General features: G+C 70.1%; 11 protein-coding genes and 1 pseudogene. 4 read left to right on the top strand and 8 right to left on the bottom strand.

Features of this window, described 5'->3' with window-relative positions; all coding sequences use genetic code 11:
* Positions 1-22 precede the first annotated feature (22 nt).
* Both J5226_RS23610 and J5226_RS23605 read right to left on the bottom strand, forming a co-directional pair.
* Positions 23-1,861, bottom strand: a complete 1,839-nt coding sequence (locus tag J5226_RS23610) for a DUF4153 domain-containing protein (RefSeq protein WP_215837394.1) — start codon at positions 1,859-1,861, stop codon at positions 23-25.
* Between the two features lie 575 nt (positions 1,862-2,436).
* Positions 2,437-2,976: pseudogene (locus tag J5226_RS23605) on the bottom strand (DNA-3-methyladenine glycosylase I); the annotation flags it as partial.
* Positions 2,977-3,258: 282 nt separating this feature from the next.
* Here J5226_RS23605 and J5226_RS23600 point away from each other — a divergent pair.
* Genes J5226_RS23600 through J5226_RS23590 form a run of 3 tightly spaced genes read left to right on the top strand, consistent with a single transcriptional unit; the run spans position 3,259 to position 5,286 of the window.
* Positions 3,259-3,825 carry a YqgE/AlgH family protein gene (locus tag J5226_RS23600; protein WP_215837392.1) on the top strand — a complete coding sequence of 189 codons (567 nt, stop codon included), beginning with the start codon at positions 3,259-3,261 and terminating at the stop codon, positions 3,823-3,825.
* Positions 3,822-4,310 carry a Holliday junction resolvase RuvX gene (gene ruvX / locus J5226_RS23595; protein ID WP_215837390.1) on the top strand — a complete coding sequence of 163 codons (489 nt, stop codon included), beginning with the start codon at positions 3,822-3,824 and terminating at the stop codon, positions 4,308-4,310. Before J5226_RS23600 ends, ruvX begins: the two co-directional genes overlap by 4 nt.
* Before the next feature lie 40 nt (positions 4,311-4,350).
* Entirely contained in the window at positions 4,351-5,286 is a 936-nt protein-coding gene (locus tag J5226_RS23590; protein WP_215837386.1) for an aspartate carbamoyltransferase catalytic subunit, read from the top strand.
* 52 nt (positions 5,287-5,338) lie between these two features.
* On the opposite strand, the gene J5226_RS23585 is transcribed toward J5226_RS23590, so the two are convergent.
* The 3 genes from J5226_RS23585 to mgtE form a co-directional block, all read right to left on the bottom strand.
* Positions 5,339-6,085, bottom strand: a complete 747-nt coding sequence (locus tag J5226_RS23585) for a prolyl oligopeptidase family serine peptidase (RefSeq protein ID WP_255322914.1) — start codon at positions 6,083-6,085, stop codon at positions 5,339-5,341.
* A gap of 211 nt (positions 6,086-6,296) precedes the next feature.
* Positions 6,297-6,998 carry a hypothetical protein gene (locus tag J5226_RS23580; protein WP_215837384.1) on the bottom strand — a complete coding sequence of 234 codons (702 nt, stop codon included), beginning with the start codon at positions 6,996-6,998 and terminating at the stop codon, positions 6,297-6,299.
* A gap of 64 nt (positions 6,999-7,062) precedes the next feature.
* On the bottom strand, positions 7,063-8,424 hold the full coding sequence (gene mgtE / locus J5226_RS23575; RefSeq protein WP_215837383.1) for a magnesium transporter: 1,362 nt from the start codon (positions 8,422-8,424) through the stop codon (positions 7,063-7,065).
* A 604-nt stretch (positions 8,425-9,028) separates the two neighbouring features.
* Here mgtE and J5226_RS23570 point away from each other — a divergent pair.
* Positions 9,029-10,198: a serine hydrolase domain-containing protein gene (locus tag J5226_RS23570; protein ID WP_215837382.1), complete on the top strand. Its 1,170-nt coding sequence runs from the start codon at positions 9,029-9,031 to the stop codon at positions 10,196-10,198.
* Between the two features lie 97 nt (positions 10,199-10,295).
* On the opposite strand, the gene J5226_RS23565 is transcribed toward J5226_RS23570, so the two are convergent.
* From J5226_RS23565 to J5226_RS23555, 3 genes are all read right to left on the bottom strand, one after another.
* The gene (locus J5226_RS23565) at positions 10,296-11,123 is read right to left on the bottom strand and encodes a papain-like cysteine protease family protein (RefSeq protein WP_215837381.1); all 828 of its coding nucleotides are present in this window, start codon (positions 11,121-11,123) and stop codon (positions 10,296-10,298) included.
* Positions 11,124-11,364: 241 nt separating this feature from the next.
* Complete coding sequence (gene ptsP, locus J5226_RS23560) at positions 11,365-13,101, bottom strand: phosphoenolpyruvate--protein phosphotransferase (RefSeq protein ID WP_215837380.1); 1,737 nt, start codon at positions 13,099-13,101, stop codon at positions 11,365-11,367.
* 14 nt (positions 13,102-13,115) lie between these two features.
* Positions 13,116-13,385 carry an HPr family phosphocarrier protein gene (locus J5226_RS23555; RefSeq protein ID WP_215837379.1) on the bottom strand — a complete coding sequence of 90 codons (270 nt, stop codon included), beginning with the start codon at positions 13,383-13,385 and terminating at the stop codon, positions 13,116-13,118.
* Positions 13,386-13,466 lie beyond the last annotated feature (81 nt).

Below are 13,466 nucleotides of genomic sequence, written 5' to 3'. Positions count from 1 at the left end.
GGCGTTCGCTGCGCCGCGCGCTTCATCGCTGCGCCGATTTCGCGACCCGGGGCTCGCAATCTTCGCCCTGTTCGCCCTCCTTGCAGTAGCGCCGCGCGGGACGCTCCAAACGCACGGCGTCGTTGCCGGCTCCGACGCGGATGTCGCCCCAGCGCCGCGGCACCACTTCGACCTTGTTCGCGCGCAGCACCGCTTCGGCTTCGCTGCCGCGTTGCGACAGATAGCTCTGGCCGATGTCGCGCCAACCGCGCGGCAGCAGCGCGTAGGCGTTGCAGTTCACGCCCCACTCGTCGATCCGGCACAGCAAGTACTCGGCATGGCCGTCGTTGTCGAGGTCGGGGCTGGCCAGCACGCAGTTGGCGTTTTCGTCCTGGCAATTGGGCAGACGCAGGCGATCGGCCAGCGCGGCTTCGATCCAGGCCGGGTCGATCGCGGCGAGGCCGTCGGCGCGTTGCAGCTTGCGCAGCGTCTGCCCGCGCGTCTTGCTCTGCGGCGGTTCGGACAGCTCCGAGCGATACTCCCAGGAACGAGTCGCCGCCAGCGCGCGTTCGAGATTGGCGCGCGCTTTCGGCGCCGATGCGGCGAAGCGCGGATCGGCCTTCAAGCTTTGCAGCGCCTGATAGCCGCGGCGGCCGGCGTCGAAGCGCAGATAGGCGAGGTCGAATTTATCCGCCTCGGTCTTGCCGCTGCGCAGTTGCGCCAATTGCGAACCGGCGCCGAGGCGGTGCGGGTCGAGCAGCCACGAGTTCGCCGCGACCACCAGCGCCAGCAACACCAGCGACACCGCGACGTTGACCCGGCGCAGCCCGCCGAGCCAGCCGTCGCCGCGGCGCAGCGCGGCGATCGCGTAGCCCAGCGCGTACAAGCCCATCGTCGTCGCGGCCAAGGCGGCCCAGAAACGTTCGCCGGTCCAGCCGTATTGGCCGATGCGCAAGCTCAGCGCGTACAGGCTCAGCGCGGCGTACACCGGCAAGGTCAGCAGCGCGGCGTTGACCACCCAGCGCAGCCAGCGCGGGTACGGCGGCGCGGCTTCGCCGTCTTGATAGACCGCGTTGACGAACAGCACCACGGTCGCGATCAGGCAGGTGAGGATCTGCGTCGCCGAGCGCGTGCTCCACAGCGCGTCCAGGCCGGTGAACGGCAGGCTGGCGACGAACAGCAGCGCGATCAGCGCCACCAGCGGCAGCAGGCCCTTGAAGATCGCGAACAGGATCTGCCGCGCGATCTGCACCGGTCGCTGCTGGGTGCGGCCGACCAACACGCCCAGGCCGATCATGACGCCGCTGGCGAGGTGGACGAAGCTGCGCGTGCTGAACACGTCGGCGAAGAACTCGATGCCGATCAGCTTGAACAGCACCGCGCACAGCCCCAGCACCGCCCAGCAGATGCCAACGAAAGCGGCGGTGAGGATCAGGGTCAGCGCGTTCTGCCAGCCGTGCTCGAACAGTTCGCGATACGGCGCGCACCAACGGCCGTGATGGAGGCGGCATTGCAGATAGGGCAGGGCGACGAACAAGCCGATGGCGAGGCTGGCGGCGAACGGCGCCAGCACCGAGGCTTCGTCCAGGTCCGGCGCGCCGGCGGCGCTCCAGCCGGCCCAGATCGACAGCGGCAGGCAGACCGCGGCGACGAGCGCGATGTTAGTCCAGTAGCGCGCGTCGTCGAGGCGCTGCACGGTCAGCAGCATCGCCGTGGGCACCGACAGGGTCAGCGCGTACCAGGCGATTTCCAGCTCGAAACCGAAGCGGCTGTCGATCCGCGCGAGGTAGAGCAGCAGGCCTTGCAGCAGCGCGATCAGGACGATGAAGGCGCGGGTCTTGCCCGACAGTTCGGCGGGGGCGGGAGCGGTGTGGGACGTCATGCGGTTCCTTTGCATTGGCTCGGGCCGGCGCTGTGGGGCGGCGGGTGCGGCGGGTCGTGTGGCGGGTCGGCGAGTCGGCGCGGGAGAGGTTGGCGCGCTTGAGTGAGCGGGGAATGAAGTCGCGGATCGCTGATCGGACCGTCATTCCGGCGAAAGCCGGAACCCATTTTGATTTTGCTTCGGCCGCGGCTAAGTCGGAGCAACGACAACGGCAGAATGGATTCCGGCTTTCGCCGGAATGACGGGGAAAAAGGGCTGCGTCGGAGATTTGCGGGACGATGGCTAGTCGGCCGAGGCGGGCGCTCCATGGCGGCTTGCGCAACCAGGATCAACGCCAAGCCGCATATCCGATGGCTTCAGCCCGAGCGCTTCTTGTCCGGCTTCGCCTGCGCCTTCTTCGCGGCGCGTTTCGCCGCGCTGGTTTTCGCGACGGGCGCTTTCGCAGGCGCAGTCTTGGCCGCGGTCGCCGGCCGAGCCGCCGTCTTCGCGGCTTTCGCCACAGCCGCCGGCTTCTTAGCGTTCGCCTCGAAGCCCGCCGCGCCATCCGCCCGCGCCGCCGCCTCGCGCGTGCGCTTCCAAATCGGCCCGATCTTCTCGATCCGCGCATACGCCGCGCAGGTCTCGCGATGCGCCCCCGGCAAATAGCTCAGGCTCATCAAGAACTCGTTGGTGATCTCCCCGCCGGTGAAACGGAAGGTCTGCTTGAACAACTTGATCCAACCGGCCTTGTCGCGCGGCTTGCCCTCGTGCAGCACATGCGCGTCGAGCCATTGGGCGAAGCCGCCGTGGCTGGCGCGCAGGCGCTGGATCACCTGGGCGTTGTGGATCGCCGCGTCGACTTTCAGCCGGTTGCGGATGATGCCCGCGTCTTCGAGCAGGCGCAGCCGGTCGGCTTCGCCGTAAGCGGCGACGGCGTCGACGTCGAAGCCGTGATACGCGCGGCGGAAACCTTCGCGCTTGCGCAAGATCGTTTCCCAGCTCAAGCCGGCCTGGTTGATCTCCAGGATCAGGCGCTCGAACAGGTCGGATTCGTCGCGTTGCGGGAAGCCGTATTCGCGGTCGTGATAGTCGCCGTGGATCGGATGGCCGGGGGCGATGTCGCAATAGCCGGACATGGAAAGCCTCGTGGCGCGCCGCGGGCGCGGCGGAGCAGGGGATTGTCGCGGCGCGGCGGGCGCGAATCCAGGCCACCGCTTGACCGGATGGGGCGCGCGAGGACGTCGGCCGCGGGCGCTGTCCGCCCGGCCGCCGGGCGATCGGCGCCGAATCGAGCGCGCTTCGGCCCCCATCCCGCCCGCGAGGCCCGAATCGGCCGCATTTCGCGTTATGGCGGCCTCGATCCGCCCGCCGGCCCGGCCTCGACCCCGCTTTCCGGTCGGGCACGCTAGAATGCCCCCATGCCCGTAATGCCCACGCCCCTCGCCAATCAGGTCCTGATCGCGCTGCCCGCGCTGGCCGACACCAATTTCTCGCGCAGCGTCGCGCTGATCTGCCAGCACGACGACGACGGCGCGATGGGCATCGTGGTCAACCGTCCTTCGGAGTACACCTTGGGCGAAGTGTTCGGGCAGATGGGCGTGGAAGGCGGCGACGACGCGCTGCGCGCGCAGATCGTGCTGGCCGGCGGCCCGGTCCATCCCGAGCGCGGTTTCGTGCTGCACGACGGCGGCGCGCGTTGGGATTCGACCCTGGCCATCGCCCACGATCTGTTCCTCACCACCTCGCGCGACATCCTCGAAGCGATGGCCAAGGGCGAAGGCCCCGACCACGCCATCGTCGCGCTGGGCTGCGCCGGCTGGGGTTCGGGCCAGCTCGAACACGAAATCACCGAAAACGATTGGCTGACCGCGCCGGCCGACGCCGAGCTGCTGTTCCAGCTGCCGCTGGACGCGCGCTGGCATGCCGCCGCCGGCCGCATCGGCGTCGATTTCGCCCACTTGGCCGATTACGCCGGGCACGCATGAGCGCGAGCGCTTCCGATTCGATCCGACGCGACGGCACCGTCCTCGGATTCGATGTCGGCGCGCGCCGCATCGGCGTGGCGGTGGCCAGCGCGTTCGGCCACGGCGCGCGCGCGCTGGCGGTGATCGACGTGCACGGCGCCGGCCCCGATTGGGCCGCGATCGACCGCTTGCAGAAAGAATGGCGCCCCGACGGCCTGATCGTCGGCGATCCGATGACGCTGGAAGGCGGCGACCAGCCCGCGCGGCAACGCGCGCTGGCCTTCGCCCGGCAACTGCGCGCGCGCTACAAATTGCCGGTGGTGTTGGTCGACGAGCGTTCCAGTTCGGTCGAGGCCGCGCATCGCTTCGCCGCCGACCGCGCCGAAGGCCGCAAACGCCGGCGCGACGCCGAAGCCTTGGATGCGGTCGCCGCGGCGGTGATCGTCGAGCGCTGGCTGGCCGCGCCGGACGACGCCACGCCGATCGACCAATTGCCCCATCCCTGACGTTTCCCCCGAAGTCCGCACTCCCGAATCCGCGACGCCCATGACCACTTTCGTTACCGCCAGCGGCGGTTCGCGCCACCTGCTGAGCCTGCGCGAAGCCACGCGCGAATCGCTCGAAGCTTTGCTGATCCGCGCCCAGGCGTTCGCCGAAGGCCACTACGACCGCCGCGCGCTCGCCGACACCGCGGTGTGCACGCTGTTCTTCGAGCCGTCCACGCGCACCCGGCTGAGCTTTCAGCTGGCCGTGCAGCAGCTCGGCGCGCACGTGCTCAACTTCGACGCGTCGTCGTCGTCCACCAGCAAGGGCGAGACCGCGCTGGACACGCTCAAGAACATCGAAGCGATGGGCGTGCGCGGCTTCGTCATCCGCCATCGCGAGGACGGCGCGGTCGCCGCGCTCGCCGAACACGCGCGGCCCGGCACCTGTCTGGTCAACGCCGGCGACGGCCGCAGCGCGCATCCCACCCAGGGCTTGCTCGACATGCTGACCTTGCGTCAGGCCAAGGGCCGCGATTTCTCGCGCTTGCGCGTGGCGATGGTCGGCGACATCAAGCATTCGCGCGTGGCGCGCTCGGATCTGCAAGCGCTGCGCGCGCTCGGCGCGGCCGAGATCCGCGCGGTCGGTCCGGCCTCGCTGTTGCCGGACGACGGCACCTTGGACGGCTGCATCGTCGGCCACGACCTCGACGCCGCGCTGGACGGCGTGGACGCGGTGATGATGCTGCGCCTGCAGCGCGAGCGCATGGAAGAAGGGCTGGTCGATTCGCTGGAGGATTACCACCGCGACTACGGCCTGACCGCGGCCCGGCTCAAGCGCGCCGCGCCCGACGCGGTGGTGATGCATCCCGGCCCGATGAACCGCGGCGTGGAGATCACCGACGAAGTCGCCGACGGCCCGCAGTCGCTGATCCTGACTCAGGTCGCCAACGGCGTGGCCGTGCGCATGGCGGTGTTGGAAGCGCTGCTCAAGGGTTGAGCGGGCGGCGGTTCGTCTATGCGACCGCGTGATCGCGCGGCCGCTTTCGTTTTCAACGAGCGGTCGGCATCGTTCGACGCTGCTGCGCGAACAGCCAGGTCCACAGCGCGTCGCTGGCGTAGGCCGGATCCCACGAATTGTGGTTGGCCTCGGGGAACTCGGTGTAGCGCACGTCGGCGCCGGCGCGCTTGAGCGCCTCGGCCATCTCGCGCGACAGCCGCGGCGGAACCACATCGTCCTTGCCGCCGTGGAAGATCCAGAACGGCGCGCCTTTCATGCGCTGCGCGGCTTCGTCCGGCGTCCACATGCCGCCGAGATCGGCGATGCGCTGACGGTCCCACACCTTCGGATCCTTGAATCCGCCGCAGATCGGCACCACCGCGGCGAAGCGGTCCGGCTGCATCAGCGCCAGATCGAAACTGGCGAATCCGCCCATCGACAAGCCGGTGAGATAGATGCGCGCCGGATCGGCGCCGAACTCGGCTTCGGCGCGGTCGAGGATCGCCAGCGCAGTGCGGTCGAAGCGTTGCTCGTCGGTCCAGTCTTCGTGCATCTGCGGAAACACGACGATGGCCGGGAACGTGTCGATGCGCTTGCGCACCACCGGACCCAGTCCCGCTTCGAGCTGCTTGCGGTTGTCGTCGCCGCGCTCGCCCGAACCGTGCAGGAACAAAATCAGCGCCGGCCGCTCGCCGCCGGCCGCGCGCGCAGGCACGAACACTTGGTAGCGATGCAGCACGCCGTTGTCGAGCAGAAGTTCGCGGCTGACGAAGCGGCCGTGTGCGCGCGGGTCGGTCATGGCGGAGGCGGGCGGAGTGTGCGCCGTGGCGGCGGGACGGTGAGCGGCGGATTGGCAACCCGCCAGCGCGGCGAGCGCGAGGGACAGCAGCAGCGCGAATGCGCCGCGAGGCGAACGGCGGCCGGGCATGGCGGGCTCCGTGGCGGGCTTCGGGCATCATCGGCCGGAGAGCGGGGCGGGTTCAAGCCCGCTGGATTCGTCGTGGCAGCCGTCAGCGCGGCGGCGCGGGTTCGTTCAAGCGCTGCAACAACAGGGTTTGCGCCGCCAAGATCGCATCGGCGTCGAGGCGGAACCCGCGTTTGGGCGCGCCCTGCGGCGTCCGGGCGAAACGGCGCCACAGCGCCAGCGGCACGCCGGCGTCGCTGCCGCCGCCGCGTATGCGGCGCAGCAAGGTTTCGGCGTAAGCGTGCAAGGCCAGCGCCTCGCGCAGTTCGGCCCGCCGCATCAACGCGCCGACTTCGTCTTCATCCAACAAGCGTCCGCATTCCAGCGCCAATTCGTCGAGGCTGGCGCGCATCTGCCGGTCGGCGCGACGCTGGTCGCCCGTGCTCGGCGGGCGCGCGCGCAGGCTCGGACCGTCGATGAACCAGCTGCACATCTCGCAAAAACAATGCGCGTCCGGCGAATACAGGCGTTTGCCCGGATCGCGCACGAGGGCGTGGCCATTGTCGAGATAGCCGGCGAACAGGCGGAAGAATCCGGCCGTGTCGGCTTGCGGCGGCCGCGCGTCGGGCGGCAGTTCCTGATGATGGCGGCGCGCCCAGGCCTCGGCCGCGGCCGGGTCGCGCGCGTAGGCGTGGGCGGCGTCGAAGCCGATGAAGCCGCGTTGCACCGCCTGCGCCAGCCAGCGCAGCAGCGCGTAGCTGCGGGTTTGCAGTTCGACCGCAGTTTCGATGTCTTGGCGTTGCAGCATGCGCGGCAGATTAGCCGCGCGCCGTCGTTGCCGCGGCGCCGTCCGTCCGCGCGCCAGCGGCGCCTCAATGCAACAAAATCAACGTCGCCAAACCCAGGAAGCTCAAGAACCCCATCACGTCGGTCAGCGTGGTCAGAATCACGCCGCCGGCCAGGGCCGGGTCGAAGCCCAGGCGCTTGAGGGTGATCGGGACCAGCACGCCGCCGGCGGCGGCGGTGAGCAGGTTGATGGTCAGCGCGGTGCCGATCACGAACGACAGGCCCGGTTGGCGGAACCAGATCAGCACGATCAGGCCCAGGCCGACGCCGAGGCACAGGCCGTTGATCAGCGCGACCGACAACTCCTTGCGCAGCAGCGTCCACACGTTGGAGGCGCCGATCTGGCCGAGCGCGAGGCCGCGGATCATCAGCGCCAGCACCTGGGTGCCGGCGTTGCCGCCCATGCCGGCGACGATCGGCATCAGCGCGGCCAGCGCCACCAGCTTGGCGATGGAGTCCTCGAACTGGCCGACCACGCTGGCGGCGAGGAAGGCCGTGCACAGGTTGACGCTGAGCCAGATCAGACGGCGCCGGAACGCGCGCCGGACCGGGCTGAACAGGTCTTCGTCCTCGTCCAGGCCGGCCGCGCTCAAGGCCTGGTGCTCGGCCTCTTCGCGGATGATGTCGACCACGTCGTCGATGGTGATGCGGCCGAGCAGGATGTTGTTGTCGTCCACGACCGGCGCGCTGATCCAGTCGTGGTCGGAGAACTGGCGGGCGACTTCGCCGGCGGTCTCGCCGACGTCGATGGCCGGCTGTTCGTCGTCGACCAGCTTGTTGATCGGGGTGCCGGGCTCGTGGGTCAGCAGCGCGGCCAGGGCGATGCGGCCCAGGTATTGGTGGCGGCGGCTGACCACGTAGAGGTGGTCGGTGTGTTCGGGCAGCTCGCCGCGCAGGCGCAGGTAGCGCAGGACCACGTCGATCGTGGTGTCGGCGCGCACCGTCACCACGTCGGGGTTCATCAGGCGGCCGGCGGTGTCTTCCGGGTAGGACAGGACCTGCTCGAGCCGCTCGCGGTTGTCGCGGTCCATCGACTTGAGCACTTCGTCGATGACCGTGTCGGGCAGGTCCTCGACCAGATCGGCCAAGTCGTCGATGTCGAGGTCTTCGACCGCGGCGACGATTTCGTCGGGGTCCATGTCCGCGAGCAGGCTCTCGCGCACTTCCTCGCCGACGTGGACCAGCACCTCGCCGTCGTCCTCGGGATCGACCAGCCCCCACACCACCTGGCGCTTGCCGGGCGGCAGCGATTCGAGCAGGTTGCCGATCTCGGCGGGGGAGAGGGTGTTGACCAGGCGGCGAACCGGCCCCAGACGGCCGCTGTCGAGCGCATCGGAAAGCAGGCGCAGCTGACGTGCGGTTTTGTCGTGGCGGACGGCTTCGGCCATGCGGTACTTCCTGGCGGGGGACGGACGCGGCCACGAAGCCGGCGAATCCAACGAATGCGCCGGCATTATCGCCCGCGGCGGCGGCAAAGCACAGTGATGATGTGGGTCGGGCGCGCGGTGCGGCCCGGGGCGCGCCCGCACGCCGGCGTGCGGGCGTGCGTGTGGGCGCGGGGCGCGTCCTGGCGCCTGCGCCAGCGGGCCGGCCTGCGAGCCGCTTCTTTCGCTGGACGCGAGCGACCGCTGCGATGCGGTCGCCGATGCCGTCCGCTGCACGCTCAGGTCGGCGAGCGCCGACGGCGCGGCCGGCACGAGCGCGATCGACGCTTCGTTCGATGTCGCGGCGCTGTTTCCCCGCAATGGCAAGCACGACTTCCCCGACGGCGACACCGGCCGTTTCATCGCGCCGACGATCGTCGCCCGCGCCGGCTACACGCTGCATTTCACCGGCTTGAGCGCGAGCTGGCAGTAAGCGCGACGTTCGTCGCGCGCGGCGCGAGCGGCCGCCCGCACGCGCGCGGGCGACGGTGAACGAGAGTGAATCAACTCGCCGCGGCGGCTCTATAGACTCGCCTCGCCCGGTCCGCGGGCGCTAAGGACAGCCGCCATGAACGCACCCGGCCGGCAGCGCGTCGGCGATCTGATCGCTCCGTTCTTCGAGGCCGTCGTCGCGCCGCTGGGCTTCGCCGAAGACGACAAATCGCCCGGCGTGCTGGTCGCCGCGACGGTCGCGGGCCAGCGCTACTACTTCCAGTACGGCCGCGTGCCGGTGAGCGACGGCGGCGACGCCGCGCCGGAAGAGGTGGTGATGCTGATCGGTTCCAACACCAAGGTCTTCACCGCGACCTTGCTGGCGATGGCGGTGCTGCAATCGCGGGTCGAACTGACGACGCCGGTGGCGCGGTTGCTGCCGCCGGAGGTGTCCATCAACGAGTTCGCCGCCGACGAGCCGGTGCGGCTGTGGCATCTGGCCACCCACAGCGCCGGCTTTCCGAAGGGGCCGTGCGCGAGCGGCCGCTACGTGTTCGGCCACTACGGTTACGACGACACCACGCGCTTTCTGCGCGACTTCCAACCGCGCTACCGCCCCGGCGAGTACTGGTTCTACAGCAACCAAGGCTTCGCCTTGCTCGGCGCGCTGATGTCGCACGTGCACAGCGAGCTGCCGCGTAGCGAGCCGGGTTGGGATGCCAGCTATCGCGTGTGGCCGCAGGTGACGCGCCGCTTGATCCTGGAACCGTTGGGGATGGGTTCGACCCAGGTCGAACTCGGCCCGGTGCGGCGGCGCTTGGCGCGGTCCTACGATTTCCAGCGCGCCGGCCAGCCGTATTCGCGTATCGACGTGGGCGAGATCGATCCGGCGTCGGCCGCGGTCGGCGCCGGTGCGCTGTCCTCGACCTTGCCGGACATGCTCGACTTCCTCGAGCGCCAGATCGAGCCCGGCCCGGACGTGCTCGGCCGCGCGATCGCGCTGACCCAGCAAGAAACCGAGCGCGAATTGCGCATGGGGCTGGGCTGGCAGATCGGCGACGGTTATCTGTGCAAGGACGGCTTGATGCTGGGCTATGCCTCGTACATGGCGGTGGACCCGACCCATCGCATCGGCTTGTTCGCCTTCGCCAACAGTTGGGGCGGCGATCAGGGCGGCAGCTTGAACCGCGCCACGCGCGCGGCGTTGGGCGCGCTGCGGCATTTGCCGGCGACCTGGCAATCGCCGCGGCAACCCGATGCGGAGCAGGCGCCCGATTGCCCGGTCGGCGTCGCGGTGGATGGCTGAGCGCAGATTGATAGGCGCAGATTGCTGAGCGCGGATCGCGACGCCGGCAGCGGCGGCGTTGTTGCGGATTCGCGCCCGGCTCGACGCTGCGCGGCGCTCAGGTCGCGCCGACGGTGGTGCAGGTGCCGACCCAAGCGCCCATCGCTGGAAAACGGCCGAACTCGACGATCTGCGTGGTCCCGCCGGCGCAGTCTTGCACCGTGATGAGCTGTTTCCCGGACAGGGTGTCGAAGCCGCTGATGACCACGGCATGGTGGCCGCCGGTATTCCACCCGATGATCGCGACGATCGGACGGCGCATGGACAACTGCGCTTGCACGGCGTCGAAGGCCAGCCGGGACGGGACGTACGCGCCGAGATTGCCCAAGTGGCGCAGCGCGTTCTGCACCGAAAACGGTTGATTGCAGGCCGCGCCGACGGCGGCTCCGCGATTGCAGCAGTCGCTGCGGCCCAGCGCCCAATTGGCCAGGGCGCACTGGCTGAGGTTGGCGCCCGGTCCGTCGCGGTAATAGCCGGCGACGGACAGGGCGACCGCGGCCCAGCCCCATTCGGTCTGCTGTTGCACTTGCATGGCGAACGTCAGCGTTATCGAGACCGGCGCAGTGAGCGCCGGTGCCCATTGCGTGTCGAGGACCGGCGCCGACGCGCCGCCTTGCGAGAGCGCGAAGCCGACGCTGAGCGTCGCCGACGGATCGGCGACGGTGGCGGTTTCGCCGAGAAAGACCGGAGTCGGCTGCGCGGGGCTGTCGATGCGATAGCTCACTTGCCAGGGACCGAGCGCGGGGTCGGTGGGATGGGCGACGCTGACGCCGCTGGGCACGGCCAATTGCTGCGTGCGGCCCTGCGCGTCCGCGATCACGAAGGTCGCTACCCCCACGCTGGCCGGAACGTCGCTGGTGAGCGTGAATTGAGTGGGAGCGCGCATCGGATCGTCCTGGCCGGGAGAAGGGCGCCGGCGCGGATCGGAGCGGGACGCGCGCGCGAAGCGGCGGACGCGCCGGCGCCGATCAAGCCCGACCTCGGACTAACGCAATCCGGCGCCGCGCGCGGACAGCGCGCTCGCCTCGTCGCCCGCGCCAGCCGCGCGGGCGACGTGCCGGCTTCGGCGAGCGCCGGCTTCAACGAGCGCCGGTTTCAGCGAACGCCCGCTCCAGCGAACGCCCGCTTCAGCGCGCGCCCGAGCCGGCCGCGCCGCTCTGGCGCAACCAGTGTTCGATGCCCTTGCGGTCGCTCGCGCGCAGCAGCGCCGGCGCGCGCTTGCGCAGCGCGGCCAGATCGAGCCCGCGGATCGCCCGGCGCAGTTCCAGCAGCGTCGCCGGATGCAGGCTGAATTCTTCCAACCCCAACGCCAGCAGCAGCGGCGCGAACGCGGGGTCGCCGGCCATTTCGCCGCACACCGCGACCGGTTTGCCGCGCGCCTTGCCCAGCTTGATGACGTCGCGGATCACCCGCAGCACCGCCGGATGCAGCGGCGTGTACAAGTCGGCGAGCGCTTCGTTGTTGCGGTCCACGGCGAGCAGGTACTGGACCAGATCGTTGGTGCCGATGGACAGGAAATCCACCGTGCCGATGAAGGCGGGCAAGGCCAGCGCCGCGGCCGGCACTTCGATCATCGCGCCCAGCGGCACCCGCTCGGCGATCTCGTGGCCTTCGCGGCGCAGATCGATCGCGACCTTGTCGAGCAGCGTGCGCACCGTGCGTATTTCTTCGCTGGCGCTGACCATCGGCACCAGCACCCGCACCGGGCCGTAGCCCGAGGCGCGCAGGATCGCGCGCAATTGGGTTTCCAGCAGGCCCTCGCGCGCCATCGACAGGCGCACGCCGCGCACGCCGAGCGCCGGGTTGGGTTCGTCGCGCAGCGCCAGCCCGGTCTTGTCGGCCTTGTCCGCGCCCAGATCGAGGGTGCGGATGGTGACGCTGCGGCCGGTCATGCCCAGCACCACGTCGCGGTAGACGCGGAACTGTTCGTCTTCGTCCGGCAGCTCGTTGCGTTGCAGGAACAGGAATTCGGTGCGGTACAGGCCGACGCCGGCGGCGCCGAGCGCGTGCGCCTCGGCCACGTCCTCGCGCGATTCGGCGTTGGCGTAGAGCTTGATGTCGACGCCGTCGCGGGTGATGGTCGGCTCGCGCCGCAGCCGGTGCAGCTGCTTGCGCTCGCGCGCCAGCTCGCGCACCCGCGCGCGGTGCGTGCGCAGGTCGGCGGCGTCGGGTTCCAGGATCACCGCGCCGGTGGCGCCGTCGACCACGATCGCGTCGCCGTCGTTGATCTTCAGCAGCGCCTGCGAGGCGCCCACCACCAGCGGCAGGTGCAGGCTGCGCGCCAGGATCGCGCTGTGCGACAGCGCGCTGCCGGCGGCGGTGACGATGGCCATCACCCCTTGCGCCTGCAATTGCGCGAGTTCGGCGGGAGCGACGTTGTCGGCGATGAGAATCTCGCCGGCCACGCCTTGGGTGTCGTGATCGCGCCGGTGCAGCGCCGCGTGGATGCGGCCGATGACCTGGTCGATGTCGTCGACGCGGCTGCGGAAATACGCGTCGTCCATCGCCTCGAACACCGAGGCGATGCGGTCGCGCTGCAGGCGCAGCGCGTAATCGGCGGCGTAGTGGCCGGTGCGGATCAGTTCGTCCAGGCCTTGCAGCAGTTCGGGGTCGTCCAGCAGCAGGGTGTGCAGGTCGAGGAACTCGCCGACCTCGTGCGCCAGCGCGCCGTGCAAGCGCTCGCGCAGCACGTGGATCTCGCCGCGCACGGTGTCGATGGCCGCGTGCAGCCGCGCCAGCTCGCTGTCGACCTGATCGCGGCCGATGCGTTCTTCCGCGACTTCCAGCGCGTGCGGCAAGCGCACCCGCGCGCGGCCGAGCGCGTTGCCGCGGGAAGCGCCGACTCCTTGGAATTCCTGCCGCATCCGCGCCTCCGGCCTCAGCTGTCTTCGTCGAAACGGCGGTCGAACAGGGCGACGACGGCGTCGGCCGCGTTGGCCTCGTCCTCGCCCTCGACGCGCAGTTTGACGTGGGTGCCTTGGCCGGCGGCGAGCAGCATCACGCCCATGATGCTCTTGGCGTTGACCTCGCGGCCCTTGGCGGTGAGCGTGGCGTTGCTGCGGAAGGCCGACAGCACCTGCACCAGCTTGGCGGTGGCGCGGGCGTGCAGGCCCAGTCGGTTGGAGACGGTGAGTTCGCGTTCGATCATGTCGGGGTCCTCAGGCAATGGTCAAACGCAGCGTGCGCGGACGGCGGAGTGCGGACGTCGGAATGCGGTACGGCGGCTTGC

The sequence above is a fragment of the Lysobacter sp. K5869 genome (assembly GCF_018847975.1).
Taxonomy (GTDB): Bacteria; Pseudomonadota; Gammaproteobacteria; order Xanthomonadales; family Xanthomonadaceae; genus Lysobacter.
The sequence above is the reverse complement of the archived record's forward strand: the minus strand, read 5'-3'. Positions and strand labels throughout refer to the sequence as shown.